The organism is Endozoicomonas numazuensis (genome assembly GCF_000722635.1).
Classification (GTDB): Bacteria; Pseudomonadota; Gammaproteobacteria; order Pseudomonadales; family Endozoicomonadaceae; genus Endozoicomonas_A; species Endozoicomonas_A numazuensis.
The window spans coordinates 688756-714753 of sequence record NZ_JOKH01000002.1 but is presented as its reverse complement, the minus strand read 5'-3'; the positions used below and the strand labels follow the sequence as shown (position 1 = coordinate 714753).

The following is a 25998-nucleotide window of genomic DNA, read 5'->3' as shown; positions in this document are numbered from 1 at the left end:
TGGTTCCGCCAAGAACCAAGAGGTTTAACTTATGCCAGACTACAAAAGTCTGACCCATACTCGATGGGATTGTAAGTATCACGTAGTTTTTATTCCCAAAAAGAGGCAGAAGGTCATTTATGGCAGTTTGAGAAAGTTTTTGGGAGCGATATTTCATGAACTCGCCAAGCGAAAAGAGTGTGAAATTATAGAAGGGCATTTGATGCGAGTTCACGTACATATTTGCATCAGTATTCCACCAAAATACTCTGTTTCTTACGTCGTAGGTTATCTGAAAGGGAAGTGTGCAATAGCTATTGCGAGGCACTTCAAAGGTAAGCAGCGGAATTTTTCTGGTGAGCATTTTTGGGCAAGAGGATATTTCGTCAGTACAGTTGGTCTTGATGAGGATATGGTCAGAGAATATATTCGGAATCAAGAAAAGAATGATGAATCACGTGACCAGCTAAGGTTTGGTTTTGAACCGCGCCCTTGGGCGCAATAAAAGCCCTTTGAGGGCGTCATCTAATAAGCCTCCGGCTCTGCCGGAGGTCAGTTAACTTTCAGTAGTTTATGGCAAATAAAAACAGGGGTAGTACGACATGAAAAAACGGGGCGCAGCTATTACAGCCTTTACGACAGCAATGATTTCATCTCAGGTTCTGGCTCATCCGGGAGATCATTCGGAAGGCAGTGTTTTCTCCATGCTGACTCACTTTCTGACCCAGCCAGACCATATGATGTTTATCGGTATCACCGGCGCTCTGGCCTGCTTTTCCTATCGTATTTATAAAAAAATTAATGCGGGTAAAAAGCGTCAGGGTTGATTAATGAAGCCGGACAGATAAACCTGCCCGGCTGTTATTGAGTTTTAACTGAAGCGGGTTAGTTCAGGCTGATAGTCTTTGCATTCAAATAACTGTCTTCAACCACTGACAGGGCTTTTTCGGCAAATGCTTTGGGTGATGTGGTACGTTTACTGGCCGGGATGATTTCAGCCATGCCATTCAGTCCCAGGCGAATAGAATCACCCGAAGCCGGTTCAATGGTATTCACTCTGATGCCATAAGCGTCAAATTCCTTGGCCAGAGGCAGCCCCATTCTTGCAACGGCGTCTTTGGACGCACGACAGGCATCCTGACCAATTTTACCTTCGCTTTCCGCAACGCAAGCAGTATTGATGATGACTCCGCTTTCGCCACTGGAATTACGCTGATTGCATTTCATTTTCTTGGCAGCAACCTGAAGAATATTGAAAGTGCCCATCAGGTTGGTTTCGAGTATCTTGTGGTAGCGACTGGATAGCTTTTTAAAGCTTTCATTTTCATCGTTGGCAGCAGCAAGGCTTGGACAGCCAGCATTAACCACTACGTTCACGCAACCAAATACTTTCTGGGCTTCATCCAGAGCAGCATCAATAGACTTTTCGTCTGTGACATCAGCGTGTTGGAAAATAGCTTTCTGGCCATAGCGTTGGGCCAGTTCAAGACCTGCTTCGTCGTTTATATCCAGAATGGCGACATTAGCACCTGCTTCGAGGAAGGCTTTTACTGTGGCTTTCCCCAAACCGGTTGCGCCACCGGTTACGACTGCGGTTAAACCTTTAACTTGCATTGTGTATACCTTATTGCGACGACTGATTTATTGTTATTTTGCTGTTAACGCAACAGTTGCTCAGGCAGTGCCATTATATAGGTGTTACTGCGTAGAAGAAATAACTCTGATGAACTACTCCTGATACCTGACTGGAAAAAGTCTAGTCCATATTAACAGGAGTGCTCGAAGTACCCGGTTTAACTTTAAAGAGGAATCACCCTCTGAATGAAATCATTTATCTTTATGGGTGTTATAAGGTGGTAGGGTTTGTGCCTGTTGTTGCATTTGTTAACTATTTGAATCGCTTATTACTGCATTCGTGAATAGAGTTTTTCATTCTGGGAGTTAACCAGGTTTTTGGGGGAATAGAGTCATCTAAAAAGGGCTGACTTCATGAGCATGGTCAGTTGAGTAGCCCTTAATTTCGTACAGAGCGTTTGATGGTTATAGGCAGAATTTTTTCATCTGCTGACGAATGCGATCCCTTTCTCTTCCTCGTCCTTCATCACCAAGAATTTCAAAGCTGCCATCCGTCTTGTTCAGGCGCACCTGATCTTCACTATCGAGTGTCTCAAGGTGCTCGGTCAGCTTTTTACAATAGGCGAGAACTTCCGGGTTCTGGTCCGGTTGAGAAGGATCTTGAGAGGTTGATTCAGAATCAGCCGAGGGGACTCCGACCGGGAGTTTGTTTTCAGAGCTTTCATCAGGTTCATCCAGAGACGTAATAATCTCCGTATCAATATTGGGCAGTGGCGGCTTGGAGGAGTAATGGGTGGTGCCGTTTGTATCAACCCATTTGAAGATTCTGTCTGCCTGGACGGGAAAGTTGAGGCTAGTCGTCAGCAGCATCAGTATCAAGGCGTGTATTGATTTCATATCGATCATTCCTGAGTGTTAGCCAGATTGAGCGAATTTTTTCGAACAGTCCGGACTGCACATATTTTTTGTGGTTATTACTCTAAATGTATGCAATTTCCGCGATTCTGCTTCGTCGGGCTATTGACTCTGCTTCAGTGACGGTAAAGAATGTCACCTCCCGGCGCTGCCCAATCAGGTGACTTCGGGGTTTATGCGACAATCCGGGGGACGTATCCATACCCTCCGATGAGAGCATTCCTTGGAATACTGACAGATGAGCCTTGCCAGGTATCGTTTGCCAGATTCCTGACCCTACCCACACAGGAATGTTGAGGCCTTGAATACAGCGTGCACTGCTACTGGTAGTTGTAAGCTGTGGAAAAAAGAGAGGCCGGAGTCCCTAACCGCTCAGACAGCATGAGCTGGTCTTGAGCATTAACTCAGCGGCGCCAAGCCGATTCATTTCTAATAATTAGTACTGCCGAGGGTAAGCACACGTGGAGCTTTTATCCGGCGCGGACATGGTGGTCCGTTCACTGGCTGATGAAGGGGTAGAGTACATCTACGGGTATCCTGGTGGAGCCCTGTTGCACGTCTACGATGCGATCTTCAGACAAAAAGCCGTCACCCATATTCTGGTACGCCATGAACAGGCGGCAACCCATATGGCTGATGGTTATGCTCGGGCTACGGGTAAGCCCGGTGTAGCACTGGTTACATCAGGACCAGGCGCTACCAATACGATTACCGGTATTGCTACCGCCTATCTGGATTCTATTCCTATGGTGGTGATCTCAGGCCAGGTGCCTTCCGGTTTTATCGGGACTGACATGTTCCAGGAAGTAGATATGGTGGGTATTTCCAGACCTATCGTAAAACACAGTTTCCTGGTCAAGAAAGCTGAAGATATTCCTGAGGTTATCCGAAAGGCGTTTCATATCGCCCAAACCGGACGACCCGGGCCGGTCGTGGTGGATATTCCAAAAGATATCACCGACCTGAGCAAGAAATACGAATATCACTATCCGGATAAGGTCAAGATTCGTTCTTATAACCCGCCAGCTAAGGGTCATAATGGACAGATTCGCAAAGCGGTTGATCTGCTGATGAAGGCTCGCAGACCGGTTATCTATGCCGGTGGTGGAGTTATTCTGGGACATGCTTCTGAATTGCTGATCGAATTGGCCAGAAAGTTGAATGTACCGGTGACCAACACCCTGAATGGTCTGGGTGGTTTTCCGGGGTCTGACCGACAGTTCGTTGGAATGCTGGGTATGCATGGCAGTTACTGTGCCAACAAAACCATGCATCACTCCGATCTGATTCTGGCAATAGGTGCCCGTTTTGATGATCGGGTGACCAACAATACTGAAAAATTCTGCCCGGACGCCAAGATCATCCACATTGATATTGATCCGGCCAGTATTTCCAAAACAGTAACCGCAGACATTCCTATTGTGGGCCCTGTGGATACCGTTCTGGAAAACATGCTCCGCCAGCTCAGTGAGACAACTGATTCTCAGGATGATGCAGCTCTGGCTGAGTGGTGGACAAGCATTGATTCCTGGAGAGAAAAAGGTCTGTTCCCTTATGAAAAAGGTGACGGCAATATTCTCAAGCCACAACAGGTGATTGAGTCCCTGTATCAGGTAACCCAGGGTGATGCCTTTGTGACCTCTGACGTAGGTCAGCATCAGATGTTTGCTGCCCAGTATTATCGCTTTAACAAGCCTAATCGCTGGATCAGCTCCGGTGGTCTTGGAACCATGGGCTTTGGCCTGCCAGCGGCCATGGGTATCAAACTGTCCTTCCCTGAAGAGCAGGTTGCTTGTGTAACGGGTGAAGGCAGTATCCAGATGAACATTCAGGAGCTGTCCACCTGCCTGCAATATGATTTGCACCTTAAGGTGATCAATATCAATAACCAGGCTCTGGGGATGGTACGACAGTGGCAGGATATGCAGTATGACAGCCGCTATTCGCATTCCTACATGGAATCTCTGCCTGACTTCGTCAAACTGGCAGAGTCTTATGGCCATGTTGGAATAAGAGTGACTCGTCCTGAAGAACTGCTACCGGCAATGGAAGAAGCCTTTTCTCTGAAAGATCGTCTGGTCTTCATGGATATTCAGGTGGACCCCAATGAGCATGTCTATCCGATGCAAATCAAGGATGGCAACATGTGTGACCTGTGGCTCAGCAAGACGGAGAGAACCTGATGAGACGGATTATCTCTGTACTGGTAGAAAACGAACCGGGTGCTTTGTCACGCATTGTTGGATTGTTTTCCCAGCGTAACTACAACATTGAAACCCTGACCGTTGCACCTACGGAAGACGAAACACTGTCCCGCCTGACTGTGACCACTTCCGGTAATCCACAGGTGATTGAACAAATCACCAAACAGCTGAATAAACTGATCGATGTGGTCAAGCTGGTGGATCTGACGGAAGGGCATCATGTTGAACGTGAGCTGATGCTGATCAAGGTTCGTGCAAGCGGTCCACTGAGAGCTGAAGTTAAACGCACAGCGGATATCTTTCGTGGTCAGATAGTGGATGTAACCAGTACGGTTTACACCATTCAGCTGACCGGTACCCAGGACAAGCTGGATGGTTTTATCGAATCCATCGGCCAGGCTCAGGTACTGGAAGTGGTTCGTAGCGGGATTACGGGTATTGCCCGTGGTGAAAAGGTGCTTAGCCTTTAACCGCTAACTGCTCTACAAAAAATCTGTGGAGCCGTACCATGGCATCCTCTTTTAAAAGGGGATGTCATGAATACCTTCTCATGGCTTTAAGCTACTATTTAAGCTACTAAAAGCTGCATATCGGATCATCCCCTTCCTTAATACGCACGATATTCTCCGGATACTTTTCAATGAGTTTATCCCAGCTATCCAGATTTTTTTGACGGACGGATTCACGGATTTGGCTCATAAGTCTGGGTGATAATACATTCAGGTCCGGATCCACAATAACTCTTCTATTTTCCATTGCTGCTGATTCTGCCAGTTGTTTTACGGCGCCTTCTGAGTCGTATCCAATAATGGCAACATTGTTCAAATCATGGAGGTGTAACAGGTTGGTTAAATCGCCATCAATCCAGGCAAGATATTCATCTGCCGAATGAATATTGACAAAGTCTTCCGAATTTTCCGGTTCAGTAGTCTGAACCAGATTTCGATAATAAAAACGTTTGAATTGTTTTTTGCCATCTCTTCCAATACAGCAAGAAGCATTTTGGGCGGGTCATCAGCATGCTGTCAATATAGGTGATAAGGCTTTCCAGATCGGCCCGGACAGGTAAAGCAGCAAATGTAAAAAGCACAAATGCCGTATAAAAAGCAGGTTTGAGAAACACTTCTGATTGCCCTTAAATGAACAAGGGGTATGGGCTAATGGTCTTCAGGATAGCCGGATGTAATCAAAATAATATTCACCTTATCAGAGTTAAATATCGATTATATCGTGCGGTTTACAGCAGCTCCCAGAAAGCCTGAATCAACGGGCTTTTTAATTTTTTTTCAAGCACACATAAACCAACATCATAGGCAGCCAGCCAGGGTTTGATATCAAGGATCTGTACTTTGTCAGACAGTGGACTGTTGTCGAGAACGATCTGTGGCACCACCCCAATGCCTAAACCAAGGCTGACCATGCTGACGATTGCTTCGTTACCGGCAACCTGAGCATAGATTCTGGGTTTTACACTTTTTGCTGTAAACCATCGATCCACCCGTTTTCGACCAATACCTTTCTCAGAAAGAATCATGGGTGTACGACTCCAGTCATTCAAACTCTGAGGGGTTTCTATCTCCCCGGAAGCGGGGCCTATGAAGACCAGAGGAGAGAGCCCAATACTGTGGAATCTAATTTCGGTGGGTAACTGATCCGGTCGTGCGGAAATAGCGATGTCTTCTTTTCCTGAGGTCACCAGATCGATTGCTGAGTCAGGGTCGCCAGTATGAAGTTTAATTTCAATGCTTGGGTAGCGGTGTCTGAATCGTCTGAGGATATCGTACAGAAAGCTGTAGCTGGCAGTGACGGAGCAGTAAACACTGATTTCTCCTTTCAGCTCTTTGGATTCGGCCATCAACTCATTGCGAATGGCTGACCACTGGACCAGGGCTTCCCGGGCATATTTCTCAAACTTGATCCCTTCAGACGTCAGATTAACACTACGATTGTCACGCTTAAACAGGCTGACGCCCAGCTTATCTTCTAATTGTTGAATGCTGCGACTCAGTGTTGAGGGGCTGATATGGCAAGCAGCGCTGGCGCGGCCAAAATGAAGTGTTTCAGCCAGGCTCAGGAAGTGCTGCAGGGGTTTTAGGTCCATAATTGATCATTTCATATAGTGAAACGTAATGTTGCAAATATATCATTTTACGCAATAACCTGCCTGCTTTATTCTCCACATCAACGTTTTCAGCCCGGACAACAACGATAATCCGGGGCGTTTTACTCAGGAATCCGTCATGAAAGTTTATTACGATAAAGACTGTGATCTCTCCATCATCCGTGGCAAGAAAGTATCCATCATCGGCTACGGCTCTCAGGGGCATGCTCATGCCAATAACCTGAAAGATTCCGGTGTAGATGTCACCATTGGTCTGCGTAAGAACTCCGCCTCTGTTGCTAAAGCAGAATCTGTTGGTCTGAATGTACTGGACGTACCGTCGGCAGTAGCTCAGGCTGACGTTGTCATGATCCTGACTCCGGATGAGTTTCAGTCCCAGCTGTACAAGAGCGAAATTGAGCCTAACCTGAAGCAAGGTGCCACACTGGCTTTTGCTCACGGTTTTGCCATTCATTACAATCAGGTTGTACCTCGCGCTGATCTGGACGTCATCATGATCGCGCCTAAGGCTCCTGGTCATACTGTACGTTCCGAGTTTGTTAAAGGTGGTGGTATTCCTGACCTGGTTGCGATCTATCAGGACGCTTCCGGTAAGGCTAAAGATCTGGCCCTGTCTTATGCTTCTGGCGTAGGTGGTGGTCGTACCGGTATCATCGAAACTACCTTTAAAGATGAAACCGAAACAGACTTGTTTGGTGAGCAGGCGGTACTGTGTGGCGGTGCGGTAGAGCTGGTTAAGGCCGGTTTCGAAACCCTGACCGAAGCAGGTTATGCCCCTGAAATGGCTTACTTCGAGTGTCTGCATGAGCTGAAGCTGATCGTAGACCTGATGTACGAAGGCGGTATCGCCAACATGAACTATTCCATCTCAAACAATGCTGAGTATGGTGAGTACGTAACCGGTCCAAGAGTGATCAACGACGAGTCTCGCAAAGCCATGCGTGAAGCTCTGAAAGATATCCAGAACGGTGAGTATGCCAAAAAGTTCATTACTGAAGGCGCAATGAACTATCCATCCATGACTGCTTACCGTCGTAACAACGCGGCTCACCCGATTGAACAGACCGGTGCCAAGCTGCGTGAAATGATGCCCTGGATCACTGAGAACCAGTTGGTTGACAAAGATAAGAACTGATTGTTAAACGATCGGTTAAAAAAAAGGCGCCTTGTGCGCCTTTTTTGTTTTTGTGAATATTAATTGATGTCCTTTTTTTCTATTCCTCTGGAGCCTTATTTTGAGAAAGAAGATCGCCCGCCTTAAGGCCCAGCCTCACATTCTCGCAATAATGGGGTTGTTGCTTGCCACCCTCTGTTGGGGTGGGAACAGTGTTGCAGGCCGGATGAGTGTGGGAGACATACCGCCCGTTGCGTTGTCATTTTGGCGATGGACACTGGCTTTCCTGATCCTGTTTTCGTTCACTGGCAAGAACTTGATCCGACAGAGAAAAGTGATTTTCCAAAGTCGCTACAAGCTACTGGCTCTGGGTTTTTTCAGTATTGCGTGTTTTAACACACTGCTTTATATCGCAGCACAATCTACACAGGCAGTGAATCTGGCTCTTATTCAGATCGCTTTACCCGTCATTACCATGATTCTGGCTGTTCCTCTGTTGAATATTTTCCCTAAAAAAAGACAGCTGGTGGGAATGGGGATCGCTATTCCGGGCTTATTGACGATTTTCAGTAAAGGGGAATGGTCAATACTGGCCAGCCTTAATTTTGGCCGGGGCGACATGATCATGTTTGTAGCAACTTGCTGTTGGGGTTGTTATACGGTTTTACTCAAGCGCTTTGAGCTGCCCATATCGGGCGCTCAGTTACTGACGACTCTGGTAGGAGTTGGTGTAACGCTTCTATTTCCATTTTACCTTTGGGAGTTCTCGGTCAGGGGCGGCTTCAGTGTCAATATGAAAGCGATTTATCTGATTGGTTACGTGATACTGTTTGCTTCCCTGGTGGCCTATATATCCTGGAATTTTGGTGTTTCGGTTCTAGGGGCTAACACTGCGGCCATGTTCAATTTTTTGATTCCGGTTTTTTCCGCGATGTTTGCTATCCCTATTCTTGGTGAGACACTTCATCAATACCACCTGTTAGCAGCCGGTCTTATTTTTACAGGGCTTTGGATCGCTAACAGAAGGTACTCTTCATAAGAGGGTTTGGGTTAGGCACAGTATTGAGCCGAAGCTACTTTCTGTGCAGCACTTTGCTTCTCTCTTTTTTGTTCATCCAGCATGGCCACAATACCGGCGCTGGTCAGTTTGGTCATTAAGGCATTGAGAGCGATGAGTGGGTTTTTTCCATTTGGGGAGCCCAGCTTTATATCGCCTTTCATATAGGTTGGTGGGCGGAAGAAACCAGTGTCCCTTAATTGCTCCGCTGCACCTTCTGTTAAAATACAGGCCTGCATGTTTTCCGGGAGGTGTGGGTACACTTTTCTATTAATGACCGCTGATCGAATGTCTTCAACATAAGGTGACCCCGAAGCCAGCCAATAGTTTACCTCTCTGGCACACTGATTGAGCAAATCAGCTTCACGCATCAGTAATTGACACTGCTCTTTACTTAAGGCAAAAGCTTGGCTGAATAAGCCAGCCAATAAATATTCAATGTCTTTGGCTATGTCATTGCACTTTTCAGAATCCATAGGGTTAAAGGACTGATTGAAGCGGCGAGCGTATTGAAGAATCATACCTTGCGCCGCTCTGCCCAATTCATTCACACGTATTGAGTTGAGGGATTGGGTTGATTCTTTGGAGCAGCCAATCCCCATATGTTTGAACGTTGTCTTGTAATAAGGAACCGCTTCAGAAGGAAGACACGTATCACCTTTATCTCTCATACCCATCTTACTGCCTCCTGAATTGGGGTAATTGGAGGCTTCCGTATGCCACCTATCAATACACCCCTCAGAAAAACAGTGGAGAAGAGAAGCAAAGACCAGATGCTTCCTGGCCGATGTCACATCATGGTCTGCGGTAATCAGAGAAGGAGGGATGAGTTTTTGTCTCCATAATCTGCCGTAATCTCTTCCATAGATGGCCAGTCCTTCAAAAGCTTCTGAAGGGGTTTCTACGTCGTAAAAATACTCTTCGTATTGCACTCCGGGTGGAGTGGTAAAACTCATGGCCAAACGGGGAGAGTCTCCAGTTATAGACAGGACCTGTCGTTGGTGAGCAGGGGGAATGGAAGAAGCTTCCAGATAGGCAGAAACATCATCAATTTTGAAAACCTTCTCTGTACAGACGGCAGTACTTTCCAGCTCGAGTTCTTCCTTATGTTTTTCGATTTTTTGTAGTCGGTAAAAACACTTTTGAAAATCACTGGCGGATTCATTTTCAGATTGAATCTTGATGTAGCGGTGACTGCCATCCGGCAGTTTCTCAATCAGTGTTCTTCCACAGGTTTGATGGCAATGTGTGGCTTCGTGAGGAGGGCTCATGGGCAGCTCTATACTGTCAGCTTTCATGGACACATAAAAAGGTGTATCTGCCGTTTCTGGAAGCTTTTGTACCAAAGTATTGATGCAGTGATTCCATTGATAGCGTTCCAGTTGCAAAGTATTCAGAGGGTAAAACTGTTGTTTGAACAGTGCTTTTCTGGGGGCCGAGTCTTCAGGTTGAAGCCAGTCGCTCATCAAAGGCGTTGTCAGCTCGGAAGGGGCTTCAGATAAAAGAGATTTCAGGAGGTCATATTTCATACCTTCAAAGCGTTCAAGATAGAAGTGCAGCTTACTTTTATTAGGTTGGTGGAAAGGGTTGCCATCAAAGGGAAGTCTTTGATCTCTTGCATCGGTTGTAACTTGTGAGCAAAGTTCCGCCCTCATACTTTTTTCCCAATCCTCAAGAGCGTTGACGAGAGGGGGGTAAGGAAATTCCTCCAGCATATTTACAGTGGCCAGCCAGGACATGAAGGCCAGATAGTCTTCAGGGGTTCGGGCACCGCTATGTTCCTTTAGCTTTTTGATTATGCCTCTATAGACCGTGATCTCATCCATACCACCGGGTTGTGTCAGGCCCAGTTGTTCATCAGAGAATTGCTCGACGGGTAGCCCTTTGAAATGGAGGTGCATCAAACTCTGAAACCAGGTGGATCCTTTGTTCCAATTCTTTAACAGTTCTGGTGTCAGGCCTGAATCCGGATGGAATCCGTGATCTTCCAGGTATTGTCCTGCTTTAACAATGGCTAGAGGGAGTGCAGTTTGGTTGACCTGGCTAGTCTCAAACTCAGTACAGGAAACGCTTTTTATATCATCCCACAAGCCTGTCTTAATAGTGGCTTCTGGTTGATATCGACACTTTTGTGTTGTGGGTGTGCTATTGATACCTTTTGATAGAGAAGTCCCCATATTCTTGTAATCCTTTACATCGAATGGTGTTAGACATGCAATACCTGAATTTGTTCCAATGGGAAAATAGAAGTACAAGAATGGTTGTGAGCTTGCTGTAATGCAGACTCGTATGCAGTGAACAAGGAATAATAAAAATGATGTATTACGAAGATCTGGAACTGAATCAGAGCAAAATCAGTGAACAGACTCATGAAGTAACAGCAGAAGAAATCAAAGAGTTTGCTGGGCAATGGGATCCTGTGCCGTTTCATCTGGATGAGGACATTGCCAAGGCATCGCCCATGGGAGGACTGTTTGCTTCCAGTCTTCATACTGTGGCTATTGGCACCCGCCTTGGGCACAGTATGATTAATGGTGAAATTGCCATGTTAGCCGGACTTGGTTGGGATGAGTTACGTTTCCCCAAGCCGGTTATGGTGGGTGATGTTCTGCGCTGTAAAAGTGAAATTGTCGATAAGCGAGTGTCAAACAGTAAGCCGGATAGAGGCATTGTTGTGACCCAGATGACAGTCACCAATCAAAATGAAGAAGTGGTGGCCACTTATAAGTTCACCAATATGGTCTTTAGAAAACCAGCCTGAGATAACCTCAGGCTGGTTCGACAGCTTGTTGTATTCATAAACTTTCTTCGTCAGGTCATATGCATTTCGAATGACAACATAATATGGGTAGGCATATTCGTAGGCGCCGACAGCGTAGCCCAACTGATAGATAGCTTCTGTGCGGCTGGTAGTGACACTTTTGTTCTCTGCGTAAACGCTGGATGTAAGTGTGGAACGGAATATAACTGCTAGCAGGGGTTACAGTTTTTATTGAAATACTGTTGAATTGGGCATTCACGGAGCAAGTCTGTCCCATTAAATATAAGGATCAAGAGAGTTGGTTAGGCATACTTATCAGCGAAGGAAGAAGCTGCCCGAATCAGTCATATCTAGCTCAGGCAGCTCTGATTTTTTATTGCTGTTTCAACGTAGCAACAAATTTTCGTGACTCATCAATGGATCGCTGCATATCATGGAGCAGGCGATCAATATCCGATTTAATGGAACCAAACTCTCCCTTTAGCGCGGAGATAGCCCGTGCATTGAGGTTATGTTTCAGATAGAGCACCTGATCCTGGAAGGCATCCAGTACCGGTTGCATACGTTTTTCTGATTGTTCCATGCTGGTCAGCATTCTTTTGTACTGGCGGCGAGTATCATTCAGCTTCTGTTGGCTTGAACGGCGAAGGCTGGCGCTGGAATAGAGTTCCAGTTCGTCTTCCCACTCTTCAAACAAAGCTTCTGAAACATCTTTGACACCCTGTATACGACCACGAACCTCTTCTGCAGACGTCACGCTATTTTCGTATTCTGAATTCAACTGATCATAGAGTGCTTCCAGGTCGCCGCCATTGAAATTGACGACACTGCGAAACTGTTCCAGCGCTGAGCTGAATTGTTCCTGAGCATCTTCCTGAGCTGCCTGAGAGCTTTCGATTCGATCGACCATAATATCGCGCTTATGGATACCGACCTTTTCCATCGCGCTGTAATAGGTGCTCTGGCAGCCCGTCAGAAAGACAGACAGCATCAGTAACAAGGCTGGAACCCCTATTCGGAATACTGAAGGCATGGTGTCAATCTTCCTGACTTTTAATGGCTTTGATCACTTCGTTGTTGCGCTTGTCTGCCAGGTGACTGTTGACAACAAACAGCGCATGAATAATTCCAGGAATCCATCCCAGCAGAGTCAGAATAATATTTAGAATCATTTGCCCTGGTTTGCCACATAAAATCACTGCGATTGGTGGTAGCAGAATAGCCAGAAAATAACGCATGTTGTCTCCCTTTGCTTGCATTAGCTGAAGCCCTTCGGATTAGAAAGGTTTCATCCATGTATTCCCATCGCCTTTGGAGTTGCTGCTTCATTGCCTGCATTTATTCACCCCAGTCACCTGCTATTGGCAGGCGTCTGGAATTTCGTTAGCCTGTTGCCTTGTCGCAACTCCAAATCCTTTGGGTACAGTGTTAGTCATATTGTTTTTCTAAAGGCTTTGACCGCACTATGCTGCATCTTGAGTAAGAGATTGCTGGGCAAGTAAGTCAAGCAGTCTTAGCACTTCTACCTGAAGGTTTTTAGAGGCCAGGGCAAGGTTAGAAGAAAACTCATCTGCCGTACCGTGTTCACTGTCCATCAGGTCTGTTACTGATTTTACTGCAACCAGCGGCATTTGGTAATGGGATGCTACCCAGGCAATAGCTGCGGCTTCCATTTCTTTATTGACCAGGGGTTCCTGACGCAGAATGGCTTCATCGGTCGGACTCATATCGAGAGAGTTACCGGTACAAACAATAGAAGTGGGCAAATCCAGTTTCTGAGCCAGTTCAACCGCCAGTTCGCACGGATAATTACTATCGCCATAAGCTTCATAGTGATCACCCATAGGAATACGACGGTCAAAGAAGCGGATGCGTTCACCCATATAGACGTCACCAATTTTGCAGCCGTGATCGGAAAAACCACCACAGGTTCCGGCATTGATGATCAGGTCGGGTGAAAAGAGGCGAAGGGCTTCATACGTTGCCAGAGTCGCAGGTTGGGTACCTACATTTTCTACACCGTGAACAGAGTCGGAACCGTTGGTAACCAAATTGATGCTTAGATTCTTGTACTCACCCGAAAAGGCTTTGCAAGGCAGTAGCGGATTGGTGTCGCTTGTTTGAGCCAGGCCCAGTTTCTCAATGAGTGGCACTGCTTCCTGTTTCATGGCCACAATCATTGTAATTTTTTTCATAGGGATCAATTCGGTTGGTAATGGGAGGTATATAGTTTCCCGCTATAAGCAGGTGATTCCAATAAGTAAATCCTTATATTTATGTCTGAACATTGCAGTCTGATGTTTTTGCTTGAATGGGATCTTTATGGAAGAGAGGGGAAGACGCAATAGACTGCACTACTCCCCATGATTCGTATCCATCTTAAGTGTTACTCACATTGTTTTTTATGGGTTTCTGGGCGTAAGCTTTGCGCCCCTTTTCAGTGCCGTTTCGGCATTAAGCCTTCGCTTTAGGCATTTCACAAGCCCCGCGTGAATCGCAATGATAGAACCATAGTTTTAACTTTGCAGTCACGAATTAAACGGGGTGTGTCGTGTTAGGAGTACTGGGTGGAATGGGGCCTTTGGCTACCGTGGACTTTATGCAGAAAATCATTGCTTTAACAGCAGCCAGCAAGGATCAGGAACACCTGCCTATGCTGGTGCATAACGTCCCTCAGATTCCTGACCGCAGCGCCTGCATTCTGGAAGGGTCTGAAGACCCTTTCCCTGCATTACTGAGAGGCTTGAGAAGTCTTGAACGTGGTGGTGCAGAATGTGTTGTGATTCCCTGCAATACAGCGCACTTCTGGTTTGAGAAACTGCAAAAGCATGCCCAGATTCCAATGATCAGTATTCTGGATTGTGTTCAGAAACATATCAGGCAGCACAGACTTGGCAAAGTGGGCGTTATGGCGACGAGTGCTACCGTCTCAGCGGTGATGTATCAGGAGTTGATTGAAAATGATGGTCGTGAGTGCCTGATCCCTGATCAGGATATGCAGACTTTGATGATGCAGGCCATCTATGACATCAAAGCTGGCCGTCTTGAACTGGGCAGTCAGCGTATGAAAGTCGTATTTGATGACCTTGTGAATAAGGGCGCTGAAGCGGTAGTTCTGGGTTGTACAGAAATTCCTATTGGTCTTGCTGAAGTTGTCAAAACAAGCCCTGAACAGTGCATTGATGCTACTGCTCTGTTAGCCAGCGCTTGTGTTGACTGGTACAACCAGAAAGAAGCAAGGGTAGCTGCTTAAGCCAAAGGGGCGCGAGGTTTTGCAACCATAATGCCGTTCTGGCTTTTAATATCCAGAACCCGTTCATGCAGAGGTCTCTTGCTCACCTGGACCGTACTGTTTTCTGCAGGTGCGTGAATCAGTTTCAGTTCTCCCTTATTCCTTATTCCAGTAAGCAATGCCTGTGTGTATCACGTCCAAGCCTGAAATATTGCTGATTAGCTGCTCAGTTTGAAAAATGGCTTGCAGGTTTTCCGGATTGTCTTGCAGTTTAAAGAACTGTTGATGATTTGAGCTCATAAAGTGAACCTTTGAGGATTGAGCTGTTCCTCCCAATATTTCCATTACCAGGTTAAGCTGCTTTCTTTTTTCATTCTCTACCATCCAGTCACTGAAATAATGCAGGCGGCTGGCGTATCCTGCAACTTGTCCCTGGCGGTAGCGATATTTCATCAGCTGGGCCTCAGCGTGCTCCTTTGAACAGATAAGACCGAAAAGTATGATGGAGTTCAGGTGGATTCTTACGTTATCCGTTGCGGCAGTATGTCTCAATCAGGTTAAACCGAAGTTTTGGAGAAGGTGTGGAATGAACCTGGAAAGCAAGTGGCTGGAAGATTTTCTGGCTCTGGCAGAATTGAGAAACTTTTCCCGTGCAGCAGAATTTCGCAACATTACTCAACCCGCTTTTGGCCGAAGAATACGTTCGTTGGAACAGATGGTGGGTTTTGAGCTGGTGGAGCGGGGGACTGTGCCCATTGACCTCACGCCAGAAGGGCGGCTGTTCAGAACAACAGCCAGAAATTTGTTAAGGCAAATGGAAGAGGGGCTGACACAGTTGCGGGGTAAAGCCGAGACTCAGGCAATAGATTTTGCTGCAGCACATTCATTGTCCGTGACGTTGCTGCCTGAGCTTATTGAGCAAATGGAACCTGAGCATCGAACGCTGAGAACGCGTGTAGAAAGTATTGATGTCGATCTCGCCATTGAAGCGCTTAAAGAAGGGAGTTGTGATTTTCTTCTGGCATTTAATGCGGAAGCTTTGATGCAGCCTCCTTTTGAGTATTTGCCTCTGGGCATTTCCCGACTGTTCCCCGTCTGCCTGTCCGACGAAGCAGGCAAGCCTTTGTATTCTCCTGAGCAGGAAGAGTCCATTCCTTTACTGAGGTATAGCCCTGATGCGTTCATGGGTCGTAGAGTCAATAGTTTGTTGCATAGCTCTTTACCGGATTTCGGCTTTCAAACGGTTATGGAGTCATCACTGACTAACCTTCTGAAAGTGATGACGTTAAAGGGAAAAGGTGTTGCCTGGTTGCCTGACTATTCGATTCGACGAGAGCTGGAGTCCGGTCAGCTGGTTCTTTTTACGGATAAAGCTGACTGGATAGGTCAGGTTGAAATCGTTATCTATAGAAATAATGTCAGGCTTCATGCCAGTGCCGAGAATCTATGGTCTGAACTCAAGCTCAAATGCCAGCTTGGCTGGTCGCTGACCGAGCTTTAACGGAATACGCTATAGTCCCGTTGCCGAATGCGTTCTATGCCGCCGGGTTTGGTCATGTCCATCAATATACTCATTTTTTCAGGTGTGTTGTCAGGGTTACGTATCCAGTCAGAAATCCACTGTTTAGCTTCTTCTACTCTGTTGAGTTTCACCAGAGCCCAGATCAAAGCTTTTTTGGGCTCGAAATCCAAGGGATAGGTTTCGATCAGTATCTCTAAAAAAGCAATAGCTTCTTTATACTTTCCTGCCTGTTCAAGCTCGGCCACTATTTTTCGCCAGTTATCCCTGATATCCCAGCCATTTCTATGGTCCGAGAGAAGTTTCTCTTTGAGTATTGCTTCTGACATGAAAGTGACTGAATCTTGGGTGGCAGTTCTTAGTGGCTTACTTTTTGTTGGTTTTTGATAAGCTTTTCCGGGTGCCTGTCTGGGTCTTGCGTCGACAGGCAAAGAAACTGGGGGAGCTATAAGAAGAGGGAGAGCGGGTGCTGTCTTATTGATGACCAGAGAGGCTTCGGGTGTTTCATTGCTCCACTGCATGCGACTCATTATTCGGCCCCGAAAAAAACGAATATTGTCGAAGCGCTCAAATCTGACAAGAGTATCGTCAGTTTGAACAAAGTCCTCCGTTTCACAACGTTCATCCGTTATCTGGAACTGAAAGTTTTGATCCAGCGTTGCACAAGCCTCTTTCATAACCAGCCACACATTATTATGTCTTTTGAGTGTGTCCACAAGTTCTTGTGCATCCTTAGAGCTGAAATGGATAGTTGTTTTGATTTTTCTGATTTGATACCCCTCGGCTGTCAGTTCGACAATAAACAGAGTGATATATCCATCGTCATCAATATTGACCAGTATTGGCAAAGCTACCGGTGATGAAAGGGGGCTGCTTGTAAGATCAGCGTTACTTTGGCGAGCTTTGGCCGCTGTTTGAGTCAGGTTCAGTCGCTGAGGTGAGAAGGCGCTGGGTATATTGGGTTCAAAAGGGAAGCATGGATAACCGCTGTTGGGGGTGATAAACAAGAAGGAGAAAGGATCGTTCTGAAGCGATAAAACGGACAGCGAAGACAGCGCTACAGACCAACTCTGGTTTTCTGAACTGATGGCGGTGGAATTGACTGTGATACCCGGCGAGTGAGCTCTATCGATCAGCGCGCCAAAGTGCAAATCTAATTCTGCTGGATAGGTATCGTTGCTCTGGCAAGCATCTTTGATAGAGATGCTGATCAGTTGTTTTTTCTTTTCTTGTACGGCAGGTTGAATCTTCCCAAATAGTCTTTGTGCGTTTCTCGCGTTGATCCAGTCTGCAGGAATAATAACGGAAGAGGAGTAAGCCATAATGTTGGCTGAGTGCAAGCCGCTGAAAGTTAATAAGCCGGTGAGCAGTGGGATCATGGCTGGTTGCCAGAAAAAGGTATAAAGGTGTGTTTTTGATTGCATGGCCTGACCGTATTTACTAAAACGGTAGCGTTTGAAAATATCTATCGCTACCTGGAAGTAAATAAATATAGGTAGTGGAGGCAGAAATGCAGGACGGGCTGGATAATTCAAAAAGGTACTGCTGTACTGATGAGCAGTCGATAGGCCTTCTGCAGTCATGCAGTGCTTAAGCCTTTCATGATAGAGTGTGCTTTTTTCACCTTTATGTAGATGAGCAGATGTTGAAATGACCGATAAACCGGAACGACCCGAAAATGAACAAGATGCTGTGGACGGCTTGTTTCCCGTCGATGAGCACTTTGAAGAAGAAGTGGTCGAAGGTGGGGAGACAGTTCGCCACAAAGGCATTTATGTGCTGCCCAACCTGTTTACAACAGGTAACCTGTTCTGTGGCTTTTACGCCATTATCAGTGCTCAGGCAGGTTTTTTTACCCAAGCCTGTATTTCAGTCTTTGTTGCCATGATTTTAGATGGGTTGGATGGTCGTGTTGCACGCATGACTAATACCCAGAGCAAGTTTGGGGCTGAATATGACAGTCTGGCTGATATGGTAACGTTTGGTGTTGCACCGGGCATGGTTGCTTACAGCTGGGCTCTTCATGATCTGGGGAAAGTAGGCTGGATGATGGCCTTTATCTATGCAGCCTGTGCAGCTCTACGACTGGCCCGTTTTAATACCCAGCTGGAAGTGACTGACAGTCGCTACTTTACTGGTTTGGCCAGCCCTGCGGCAGCCGCTCTGGTGATAGGCATGGTCTGGGCTTTGAGTGACTTTGGGATTGATGGAGACTTGCTGGGTATTGCTGTGCTTGGCGCTGTTATTACAGCTTTGGCTGGTGTTCTGATGGTCAGTAATTTTCAGTACAACAGTTTCAAAAAACTGGACCTGAGAGGTCGGGTGCCTTTTGTTTTTCTAATCGCGATGGTTCTGGCATTTGCCATCATCTTTACAGATCCGCCCAGGGTCCTCATGCTGATTTTCCTCAGTTATGCTTGTTCTGGCCCGTTCATGTATTTGATGGGAAAAACAAGAAAGAAACCCGCTGCCGAATAGCAGATTCACAATTTTGTCATGCTTGTTAGTGATGAAGCCCCTTTTCGTATGATCAGGGGCTTTTTTATTGGGTCTGGAAATAGTGGGCTTATCAGGCCATATCTATTTTTTTGAAGTCTATTTCATTTTCTTCAGGTGAGCTGTCAATGGCTCTGACTTTGGCAAAACAGGTGATCAGAATATAGCTAAGACAGATAAAGAACAGGACAATAACCAACGCACCAATCCACTGGATTTGCAGGAAGTTAAACTGGAATAGCAGTGTTAGCAGAGTCATAACGGTCAGGTTGCCAGCGATATATTTAGCTTTACCAAAGCGTTGAACCGTGAGATTAAGATTATCGGTATAGAGGCGAATGAGTGAATCAAGAGAATTTACAACAAACAGTATGCCGACAGCAGCCATAGCCAGGCTGTAGAAGCCAGCGGAGTCCAGGCTGTTTAGGTGGTAGTAGTACAGTACTGCAAACCAGGTAGCGATAGGGATTGATGGGAATATCAGCATAGCTGCAAGCACTTGCCAGGTTTTCAGGCCTCCTACAAAGCGTGAAGTAAACTGACCAATCATAATGCTCCATGCGAACCACCAGAACAGGTAGAATTCATGGTAATCATTCAGTGGCAGGGCAAATTGGTGGATATTGCCGAAATAGCTGCCAATCAGTGAAATGGTCTGGATAAAGTCACTCGGTGTTCCGTTCTTGCCTGTAAAAGCGCCCAGCCACATCAAAACGATCAGTCCCAGAAACATGCCGGTAGACGTCAAACTAAGAGTGCGTACAAAACGCAGACTGGTACTGGAATAGACGGCAGCCGCAATCACAGCGAAAACAATCAGATAAAAACTGCCAATAATGGTTTCGCCGTCGCCTATCTGGGGTAGGTACCAGGGCAGGTTGCTGAGCAGCAGGAAACCCGTGAAGGCGCAAGTACCAATAATAATGGCATTGTTGACAAATTTGATTAAAGGTATTTCGAAGAACTTCACTTTAGGCTCAATGGCACAGAAGTAGAAGCAGGTCAGAAAGTAGAAGCCCCATATCAGGAATCCCCAAAACCCAAACTCAATGGCAAGAGGGTTGCTGAAGGCGTATTCCGGACTGGTGGCTATATCAGCATATCCGGCAAATTCAGTCAGCGGGAACATAATAAGTCCCACATCTAGCCCTGATGTGAACAGTATGGCGGTAAAGGTCAGGGTGCGGACAGGGGTTACACCCACCAGTTGCATATTGCCCCATTTGATCAGGACAAAAATAATGGCGGTGAAGGTCAATAAAATACCAGCGCAGAGAAGAGCGGTCATTACTTGCTCTCCCAACGGTGATGGTGCTGAACTGTATTCATAATGTGGTGCCAATCGTTATCGTTTAAATGGCTGAGAGAATGGCACACCGGTATGACAATAAATGCCAGTTTGGCAGAGCTTAAGTATCACCAGCTTAAAACAATGCTGCTTACGCTGGTGATAGTTAATACCATTTCCGCATTCTAACGCTGCTATTGCGCTGACTTTTCAAACGCAGATCATGCCTAGCTATGACTCGTCACTTCGCCTTGTCTCTGCGTCCGAAAAGCCATGCTCATAACGCAGGTTAGAAAACGGAAGTGGTATAAAACCTGTGGTGACCCTTAGTGCTCAGTTGAATATTGATTTTCTATATCAGCGCAGAGCTCATCCCGTTCTCTGCTTTTCCTGCCAGTGAGCATCCATGTCTACTTCTGCAGACGAGGGTGGCAGCCTATCTGTCTCCAGAATCAGATCTGCTGCACGCTCTGCCACCATGATGGTGGGGGCATTCAGGTTACCGTTAGGAATGGTAGGGAATATGGATGAGTCCACTACCCGTAACCCTTTCAGTCCTCTAACCCGTGTTTGTGGATCGACAACCGCCATGTCGTCGGCTCCCATCTTGCAGGAGCAGGATGGATGGTATGCACTTTCGACTGATTCACGAACAAAGGCGTCAATCTCTTCATCGGTTTGAACGTTCTCACCCGGTTGTATTTCGGAACCCCGGTATTCATCGAAGGCGGGTTGGTTGATCACTTCACGAGTCAGACGAACACACTGTCTGAAACCTTCGCGATCATCTTCGTGAGCCAGGTAGTTAAACTGAATATCAGGATGATCATCTGGATTATCAGATACGGCTCTCACCCAACCACGACTCTTGGGCTTGTTGTGTCCGATATGTACCTGGAAGCCGTGCCCGTCAAAAGCGCTTCTTCCATCGTATCGCATAGCAGCAGGCAGGAAGTGATACTGCATATCAGGCCATTCCACCCCTGCTTTTGAGCGAATAAAGCCACAGGATTCAAAGTGGTTGGTTGCACCCAGTCCGTCTTTTTTGAAGAACCAGCGTGCGCCAATAAACAGTTTGCTGAGTGGGTCGATTTTGCCATTGAGCGTTATGGGTTGCTTACAGCGGAACTGGAAATAGAATTCCAGGTGGTCCTGTAAATTCTCACCTACTCCCGGTAATTCATGGCGTACGGTTATACCGGCACTGTCCAGTACACTTTTCGAGCCAATCCCTGACAACTGAAGAATATGGGGTGAGCCAATGGAGCCGGCAGAAAGAATGACTTCTTTATTCACCAGAGCCTGTTTGATCTGACCTTTGTGTTTATACTCAACGCCCGTCGCTTGTTTTTCTTTCAGCAAGACACGATGAACCTGGGCATGGGTGACAACCGTTAAATTGTTGCGTTTCATGGCCGGGCGCAGGTAAGCGTTGGCAGTGGACCAGCGAATACCGTTTTTCACGGTCATGTGCATGGGGCCAAAACCTTCCTGTCGGCAGCCGTTGTAGTCAGCAGTTTCCATATAACCCGCTTCGACACCGGCCTTGATAAAGGCAGTGTAGAGCGGGTTTTTCATTTCATTGCCGTTATTGACGGCCAATGGTCCGTTATCTCCCCGATATTCATCACCCCCAAAAGCCCAGCTTTCAGCTTTACGGAAATACGGTAGACAGTGACGATAATCCCAGTCAGTAGCACCATGCTGATGCCATTCATCAAAGTCTTTTGCATGGCCTCGGACATAAACCATACCGTTGATGGAAGAAGAGCCGCCTAATACCTTGCCTCGTGGGCAGTGCATACGACGATCGTCTAAAAAAGGTTCTGGTTGGGTTTCAAACTGCCATGCATACTTTTTCGTATTCATGGGAATGGACAGTGCGGTGGGCATTTGAATGAAAATGCTTCGGTCACTGCCACCGGTTTCAATCAGTAATACCTGATTATTACCGTCTTCGGTCAAACGGTTGGCCAGAACGCATCCAGCAGAACCGGCACCAACAACGACATAGTCATACTTTTTCTCTGTCATGGTACCTCCTCCTGAGAGCAACCTTAAAACGGACTGTCCAGAGGGGTCATACCCACATACACGGCTTTGATCTGGGTATAGTTTTTCAGAGTTTCGACACCGTTTTCACGACCAATACCAGACTGTTTATAACCACCCACTGGCATTTCAGCGGGTGAGGCACCGTAGTTATTGATCCAGCAGATTCCTGCTTCAAGCTGATGAATAACACGGTGTGCGCGGGTGATATCCTGAGTAAATACGCCTGCTGCCAGACCCAGTTCAGTATCGTTGGCACGGGCAATGACTTCAGCTTCGTCTTCGAAGGTGAATACCGCCATGACCGGTCCAAAAATCTCTTCACGAGCAATGGTCATATCATCACGACAGTCTGTAAAAATGGTCGGTTCGACAAAGAATCCGTCAGGAGCTGAAGAGGGTGAGGCTGCCTTGCCTCCGGTCAGCAAGGTAGCACCTTCCTTTATACCCTTATTGATATAGCCAAGAACCAATTGATGGTGCTTCTCTGAAATCAGAGCGCCCATGTTGGTATCAGGGTCCATAGGGTCACCGAGCACAATGTTGTTCTCGGTACGCTGTTGTAATCTTTCAATAAAGGCTGGGTAAATGTTCTTGTGGACATAAACCCGTGTACCGTTCGTGCACACTTCGCCTTGAGTGTAGAAGTTACCGAGCATGGCTCCGGATACGGCATTTTCAAGATCTGCATCATCAAAGATAATCAGTGGTGATTTACCACCCAGTTCCATGGTGACCTCTTTCAATGAAGAGGCTGCTGCTGCCATGACTTTTTTACCTGTGCTGACCTCGCCAGTGAATGAAACTTTGGCGATGTCAGGATGGTGGGTCAGCCATGAACCGACCTCACCATCCCCTTGAATGACGTTGAATACGCCTGCAGGCATGCCTGCCTTAATAAAAATTTCAGCCAGTTTCAATGCGCCCAGAGGCGTTTCTTCTGAAGGTTTGAAAATCATACTGTTACCGCAAGCTAAAGCGGGGGCAGCTTTCCAACAGGCAATTTGGAGTGGGTAGTTCCAGGCACCGATACCTGCACAGATACCCAAGGCTTCACGACGAGTGTAATAGAAATCATCTCCCAGACTCTGTTGGTTTCCTTCAATAGAAGGGGCCAGTCCTGCAAAAAACTCTATAGAGTCAGCGCCTGTCACTACGTCAACCACTGAAGCTTCCTGCCAGGGCTTGCCAGTATCCAGCACTTCTATCCGAGCCAGTTCATCGTTACGTTCACGCAATAGGCTGACGGCGCGGTTGAGAATTCGGCTGCGCTCCATGCCGGTCATTTTTGACCAGGTCTCAAACCCTTTCTGGGCACTGTCAACAGCTGCCTGACGGATAGATTCGTCTGCAATTTCAACCGTGTAGAGAACCTGACGAGTAGCCGGGTTAATAACTGGAAAGGTATTGCCAGTTTTATTGGCTAAATACTGGCCATCGACAAAATTCTGATAGCAGGGTAGTGACACAGGTGGCTCCATTGGACGTGAAGATATTAAACAGTGCTGACTATAAAAAAGCCCGTGAGGACTGACAGTAGGTGCACTGGATTAACGTCGTTTAAATGAGATAAAGCAGCAAAGCCAAGCGTTAGCTTAGATAGAAGGTAGCTTAGGAAAGTCGAAAATGATGTTGTAAAAACAGTGCCAGCAGAGTTTGGGTAGAAGGGGAATTATTTCGGGAAAAATGCAGAAACTGCGAAAACATAAGGCTCTTGTAAGTATTTTAAGTGATTACAGTGTATAGATTTTGTGCTGCCTGATCAAATGTGTTGAAAATGGAATAAATTTGTCCGATATGACGTCATTAAAGGTATAGATTTTGTACTGCCGTTTTAAGTAATGTGTAGAGTGTCTGGAGGCACTGGCACAGTAGCTGTCAGGTAATTGACTTTGCTGCGAGACTCTTGCGAACAGCATTTCCGCTTGTGAAATTTGAAACTGTTCAATTGAAACGAGCGTAATAGATAAATAAGAGAATGACTCAGGAGTGAACCAATGCTGATCAAAACCAGAAAGTCGGGAGACGTCCGCAGTAGTGAAATTACCTCAGAAAGTGTCTACCAGGATCGTCGCCGTTTTCTGAGAATGGGTGGCCAGTTTGCCTTTGCCGGAATGGGTTTGGCTTTGGCGGGTTGCAGTGATGCAGCCGACCCGCAGTCAGCTAAAAAAATGGCGAGTTCAGGTTCTGGAGATGTTCCGCAATTGTCTGCCCCGGATTGGCTGCAACAGAAAGTCGCCAGCTCTAAGCCCAGTCGTTTCACAACCGACGAAGCCTTAACGCCTTATGCCAATGTAACTGGCTATAACAACTTTTATGAATTTGGCTATTCGAAAGACGATCCAGCCAAAAACGCCAAAAATATGAAAACAGATCCATGGTCTGTGGTGGTTGAAGGAGAGGTTGAGAAGCCCGGGAAATACACTCTGGAAGATATGCTCAAACCTCATGATGTAGAAGATCGCATCTATCGCCTTCGCTGTGTTGAAGCCTGGTCCATGGTCATTCCCTGGGTAGGTATTTCACTGGCAGATATGTTGAAGCGTTTCCAGCCTACTTCAAAAGCAAAGTATGTTCAGTTTGAGACGCTTTACGCACCAGAGCAGATGCCAGGGCAGCGTTCCAGCTTCAGTGCCATTGAATACCCTTATGTTGAAGGTCTGAGAATTGATGAGGCTATGAATCCTCTGACGTTTATGGCGATAGGCGTCTATGGAAAAACACTGCCACCACAGAATGGTGCGCCTTTAAGGCTGATTGTGCCCTGGAAGTATGGCTTCAAGAGTATTAAATCAATCGTAAAGATCCGTTTTACTGAAACCATGCCACGAACCACCTGGGTTAAGTCGGGACCCAGTGAGTATGGCTTTTATGCCAATGTAAATCCTGAAGTTGATCATCCGCGATGGAGCCAGAAGAAAGAGCGAAGACTGCCTAATTCTATCTGGGAGCCTAACCAAATCGAAACTCAAAAGTTTAATGGCTATGGCGAAGAAGTGGCTCATCTCTATAAAGGGATGGACCTAAGGAAGTTCTATTAAAGGTGGTGTTATGGACTGGATCGCAAAGTTAAAGCTGGTTGTTTTCCCCCTTTGTCTGGTGCCATTAGCCTGGCTGGTCAATGCTGTGACCACCAATCAACTGGGGCCCGATCCAGCGAACACGCTGACCCGGGATCTGGGTGAGTGGGCTTTAATCTTCCTGTGCATGAGTCTGGCAGTTACTCCGGCAAGAAAAATCACCGGTATTAATAAGTTGATTCGTTTTCGGAGAATGATTGGGCTCTTTTCTCTCTTTTATGCAGTGCTTCATGTTATTGCCTACCTTGCCTTTATGTTGGGCTGGCAGTGGCAAACGCTGTTGGAAGACCTCTATCAGCGTCCCTATATAATAGTGGGAGCTATTGCGATCCTGATACTCTCAGTACTGGGAGTCACGTCCACAAAAAGTATGATGCGCCGTCTGGGGAAAAAGTGGGCGAAGCTGCACAAGCTGGTTTATCTGGCTGCGGGACTGGCCATCCTTCACTTTGTCTGGCTCTCAAAGAGTGATTATACAGAGGTTGTTATATTTGGTTCTGTGGTCGCTGGTTTGATGCTGTTCAGGATCCCCATAAAAAAACGTCTGTCGTAACGAGTTTAATACCGTTACTGGAAAAGAGTTTAGCGCCAAACCTAAAGCTAA

At 46.6% G+C, this 25998-nt stretch carries 25 protein-coding genes; 12 read left to right on the top strand and 13 right to left on the bottom strand.

The genetic code is table 11. The features are described from left to right. Positions 1-31: 31 nt before the first annotated feature. Entirely contained in the window at positions 32-484 is a 453-nt protein-coding gene (tnpA, locus tag GZ78_RS10520) for an IS200/IS605 family transposase (protein ID WP_034835265.1), read from the top strand. A 97-nt stretch (positions 485-581) separates the two neighbouring features. Further along, positions 582-806, top strand: a complete 225-nt coding sequence (locus GZ78_RS10515; protein ID WP_034835263.1) for a hypothetical protein — start codon at positions 582-584, stop codon at positions 804-806. A gap of 58 nt (positions 807-864) precedes the next feature. Here the strand turns inward: GZ78_RS10515 and GZ78_RS10510 are convergent, their stop codons facing one another. Both GZ78_RS10510 and GZ78_RS10505 read right to left on the bottom strand, forming a co-directional pair. Continuing rightward, positions 865-1593 (bottom strand): SDR family NAD(P)-dependent oxidoreductase, encoded by a 729-nt coding sequence (locus GZ78_RS10510; protein WP_034835261.1) that lies wholly within the window; start codon positions 1591-1593, stop codon positions 865-867. Between the two features lie 426 nt (positions 1594-2019). Then, a complete protein-coding gene (locus GZ78_RS10505; RefSeq protein ID WP_161787360.1) occupies positions 2020-2451 on the bottom strand; it encodes a DUF4124 domain-containing protein in 432 nt (143 codons plus the stop codon). 479 nt (positions 2452-2930) lie between these two features. Between GZ78_RS10505 and GZ78_RS10500 the strand changes: the two genes are divergently transcribed. Continuing rightward, positions 2931-4652 (top strand): acetolactate synthase 3 large subunit, encoded by a 1722-nt coding sequence (locus GZ78_RS10500; RefSeq protein ID WP_034835258.1) that lies wholly within the window; start codon positions 2931-2933, stop codon positions 4650-4652. After that, complete coding sequence (ilvN, locus tag GZ78_RS10495; RefSeq protein ID WP_034835257.1) at positions 4652-5143, top strand: acetolactate synthase small subunit; 492 nt, start codon at positions 4652-4654, stop codon at positions 5141-5143. Before GZ78_RS10500 ends, ilvN begins: the two co-directional genes overlap by 1 nt. 106 nt (positions 5144-5249) lie before the next feature. Here the strand turns inward: ilvN and GZ78_RS10490 are convergent, their stop codons facing one another. Together GZ78_RS10490 and ilvY are read right to left on the bottom strand one after the other, a co-directional pair. After that, entirely contained in the window at positions 5250-5429 is a 180-nt protein-coding gene (locus tag GZ78_RS10490; RefSeq protein WP_161787359.1) for a hypothetical protein, read from the bottom strand. Between the two features lie 481 nt (positions 5430-5910). Continuing rightward, complete coding sequence (ilvY, locus tag GZ78_RS10480; protein ID WP_034835252.1) at positions 5911-6774, bottom strand: HTH-type transcriptional activator IlvY; 864 nt, start codon at positions 6772-6774, stop codon at positions 5911-5913. A 139-nt stretch (positions 6775-6913) separates the two neighbouring features. Here ilvY and ilvC point away from each other — a divergent pair, with 139 nt between their 5' ends. Beyond that, positions 6914-7930: a ketol-acid reductoisomerase gene (gene ilvC / locus GZ78_RS10475; RefSeq protein ID WP_034835250.1), complete on the top strand. Its 1017-nt coding sequence runs from the start codon at positions 6914-6916 to the stop codon at positions 7928-7930. Positions 7931-8030: 100 nt separating this feature from the next. Beyond that, positions 8031-8948, top strand: a complete 918-nt coding sequence (locus tag GZ78_RS10470) for a DMT family transporter (protein WP_152558657.1) — start codon at positions 8031-8033, stop codon at positions 8946-8948. Between the two features lie 11 nt (positions 8949-8959). Here GZ78_RS10470 and GZ78_RS10465 read toward each other — a convergent pair whose 3' ends face one another. Beyond that, on the bottom strand, positions 8960-11143 hold the full coding sequence (locus tag GZ78_RS10465) for a hypothetical protein (protein WP_034835248.1): 2184 nt from the start codon (positions 11141-11143) through the stop codon (positions 8960-8962). A 137-nt stretch (positions 11144-11280) separates the two neighbouring features. Here GZ78_RS10465 and GZ78_RS10460 point away from each other — a divergent pair, with 137 nt between their 5' ends. Then, a complete protein-coding gene (locus GZ78_RS10460; RefSeq protein ID WP_034835247.1) occupies positions 11281-11727 on the top strand; it encodes a MaoC/PaaZ C-terminal domain-containing protein in 447 nt (148 codons plus the stop codon). A 373-nt stretch (positions 11728-12100) separates the two neighbouring features. Here GZ78_RS10460 and GZ78_RS10455 read toward each other — a convergent pair whose 3' ends face one another. From GZ78_RS10455 to GZ78_RS10445, 3 genes are all read right to left on the bottom strand, one after another. After that, a complete protein-coding gene (locus GZ78_RS10455) occupies positions 12101-12760 on the bottom strand; it encodes a DUF2959 domain-containing protein (protein ID WP_201772700.1) in 660 nt (219 codons plus the stop codon). Positions 12761-12764: 4 nt separating this feature from the next. Then, positions 12765-12986, bottom strand: a complete 222-nt coding sequence (locus GZ78_RS10450) for a YqaE/Pmp3 family membrane protein (RefSeq protein WP_269078755.1) — start codon at positions 12984-12986, stop codon at positions 12765-12767. Between the two features lie 204 nt (positions 12987-13190). After that, entirely contained in the window at positions 13191-13922 is a 732-nt protein-coding gene (locus tag GZ78_RS10445; protein WP_034835246.1) for a phosphorylase family protein, read from the bottom strand. Positions 13923-14278: 356 nt separating this feature from the next. Here GZ78_RS10445 and cuyB point away from each other — a divergent pair, with 356 nt between their 5' ends. Further along, on the top strand, positions 14279-14980 hold the full coding sequence (cuyB, locus tag GZ78_RS10440; RefSeq protein ID WP_236631525.1) for a cysteate racemase: 702 nt from the start codon (positions 14279-14281) through the stop codon (positions 14978-14980). 135 nt (positions 14981-15115) lie between these two features. Here the strand turns inward: cuyB and GZ78_RS10435 are convergent, their stop codons facing one another. After that, positions 15116-15511: an N-acetylmuramoyl-L-alanine amidase-like domain-containing protein gene (locus GZ78_RS10435; protein ID WP_269078754.1), complete on the bottom strand. Its 396-nt coding sequence runs from the start codon at positions 15509-15511 to the stop codon at positions 15116-15118. 34 nt (positions 15512-15545) lie between these two features. Between GZ78_RS10435 and GZ78_RS10430 the strand changes: the two genes are divergently transcribed. After that, entirely contained in the window at positions 15546-16460 is a 915-nt protein-coding gene (locus GZ78_RS10430) for a LysR substrate-binding domain-containing protein (RefSeq protein WP_034835241.1), read from the top strand. On the opposite strand, the gene GZ78_RS10425 is transcribed toward GZ78_RS10430, so the two are convergent. Next, entirely contained in the window at positions 16457-18061 is a 1605-nt protein-coding gene (locus GZ78_RS10425) for a tetratricopeptide repeat protein (RefSeq protein WP_034835239.1), read from the bottom strand. The genes GZ78_RS10430 and GZ78_RS10425 overlap by 4 nt on opposite strands. A 67-nt stretch (positions 18062-18128) precedes the next feature. Between GZ78_RS10425 and pssA the strand changes: the two genes are divergently transcribed. Then, a complete protein-coding gene (gene pssA / locus GZ78_RS10420; protein ID WP_034835237.1) occupies positions 18129-18956 on the top strand; it encodes a CDP-diacylglycerol--serine O-phosphatidyltransferase in 828 nt (275 codons plus the stop codon). A gap of 91 nt (positions 18957-19047) precedes the next feature. Here pssA and GZ78_RS10415 read toward each other — a convergent pair whose 3' ends face one another. The 3 genes from GZ78_RS10415 to betB form a co-directional block, all read right to left on the bottom strand. After that, positions 19048-20262 (bottom strand): choline transporter, encoded by a 1215-nt coding sequence (locus GZ78_RS10415; protein WP_034835235.1) that lies wholly within the window; start codon positions 20260-20262, stop codon positions 19048-19050. A gap of 369 nt (positions 20263-20631) precedes the next feature. Further along, positions 20632-22296: a choline dehydrogenase gene (gene betA, locus GZ78_RS10410; RefSeq protein WP_034835234.1), complete on the bottom strand. Its 1665-nt coding sequence runs from the start codon at positions 22294-22296 to the stop codon at positions 20632-20634. Positions 22297-22319: 23 nt separating this feature from the next. Next, complete coding sequence (betB, locus tag GZ78_RS10405) at positions 22320-23795, bottom strand: betaine-aldehyde dehydrogenase (RefSeq protein ID WP_201772699.1); 1476 nt, start codon at positions 23793-23795, stop codon at positions 22320-22322. Between the two features lie 516 nt (positions 23796-24311). Between betB and msrP the strand changes: the two genes are divergently transcribed. Beyond that, positions 24312-25355 carry a protein-methionine-sulfoxide reductase catalytic subunit MsrP gene (gene msrP, locus GZ78_RS10400; protein WP_034835232.1) on the top strand — a complete coding sequence of 348 codons (1044 nt, stop codon included), beginning with the start codon at positions 24312-24314 and terminating at the stop codon, positions 25353-25355. Positions 25356-25365: 10 nt separating this feature from the next. Continuing rightward, positions 25366-25947 carry a protein-methionine-sulfoxide reductase heme-binding subunit MsrQ gene (locus GZ78_RS10395; RefSeq protein WP_034835231.1) on the top strand — a complete coding sequence of 194 codons (582 nt, stop codon included), beginning with the start codon at positions 25366-25368 and terminating at the stop codon, positions 25945-25947. Positions 25948-25998: the final 51 nt, after the last annotated feature.

Bases quoted from the DNA above. Each gene is read 5' to 3' on its own strand.
- GZ78_RS10490 (WP_161787359.1), bottom strand. From the start codon at position 5,429: ATGGAAAATAGAAGAGTTATTGTGGATCCGGACCTGAATGTATTATCA.
- GZ78_RS10445 (WP_034835246.1), bottom strand. From the start codon at position 13,922: ATGAAAAAAATTACAATGATTGTGGCCATGAAACAGGAAGCAGTGCCA.
- pssA (WP_034835237.1), top strand. From the start codon at position 18,129: ATGACCGATAAACCGGAACGACCCGAAAATGAACAAGATGCTGTGGAC.
- betA (WP_034835234.1), bottom strand. From the start codon at position 22,296: ATGACAGAGAAAAAGTATGACTATGTCGTTGTTGGTGCCGGTTCTGCT.
- GZ78_RS10465 (WP_034835248.1), bottom strand. From the start codon at position 11,143: ATGGGGACTTCTCTATCAAAAGGTATCAATAGCACACCCACAACACAA.
- ilvY (WP_034835252.1), bottom strand. From the start codon at position 6,774: ATGGACCTAAAACCCCTGCAGCACTTCCTGAGCCTGGCTGAAACACTT.
- msrP (WP_034835232.1), top strand. From the start codon at position 24,312: ATGCTGATCAAAACCAGAAAGTCGGGAGACGTCCGCAGTAGTGAAATT.
- GZ78_RS10510 (WP_034835261.1), bottom strand. From the start codon at position 1,593: ATGCAAGTTAAAGGTTTAACCGCAGTCGTAACCGGTGGCGCAACCGGT.
- tnpA (WP_034835265.1), top strand. From the start codon at position 32: ATGCCAGACTACAAAAGTCTGACCCATACTCGATGGGATTGTAAGTAT.
- GZ78_RS10415 (WP_034835235.1), bottom strand. From the start codon at position 20,262: ATGACCGCTCTTCTCTGCGCTGGTATTTTATTGACCTTCACCGCCATT.
- GZ78_RS10425 (WP_034835239.1), bottom strand. From the start codon at position 18,061: ATGACTGCAGAAGGCCTATCGACTGCTCATCAGTACAGCAGTACCTTT.
- GZ78_RS10455 (WP_201772700.1), bottom strand. From the start codon at position 12,760: ATGCCTTCAGTATTCCGAATAGGGGTTCCAGCCTTGTTACTGATGCTG.
- ilvN (WP_034835257.1), top strand. From the start codon at position 4,652: ATGAGACGGATTATCTCTGTACTGGTAGAAAACGAACCGGGTGCTTTG.
- betB (WP_201772699.1), bottom strand. From the start codon at position 23,795: ATGGAGCCACCTGTGTCACTACCCTGCTATCAGAATTTTGTCGATGGC.
- ilvC (WP_034835250.1), top strand. From the start codon at position 6,914: ATGAAAGTTTATTACGATAAAGACTGTGATCTCTCCATCATCCGTGGC.
- GZ78_RS10395 (WP_034835231.1), top strand. From the start codon at position 25,366: ATGGACTGGATCGCAAAGTTAAAGCTGGTTGTTTTCCCCCTTTGTCTG.
- GZ78_RS10515 (WP_034835263.1), top strand. From the start codon at position 582: ATGAAAAAACGGGGCGCAGCTATTACAGCCTTTACGACAGCAATGATT.
- GZ78_RS10505 (WP_161787360.1), bottom strand. From the start codon at position 2,451: ATGAAATCAATACACGCCTTGATACTGATGCTGCTGACGACTAGCCTC.
- GZ78_RS10430 (WP_034835241.1), top strand. From the start codon at position 15,546: ATGAACCTGGAAAGCAAGTGGCTGGAAGATTTTCTGGCTCTGGCAGAA.
- GZ78_RS10450 (WP_269078755.1), bottom strand. From the start codon at position 12,986: ATGCAAGCAAAGGGAGACAACATGCGTTATTTTCTGGCTATTCTGCTA.
- GZ78_RS10460 (WP_034835247.1), top strand. From the start codon at position 11,281: ATGATGTATTACGAAGATCTGGAACTGAATCAGAGCAAAATCAGTGAA.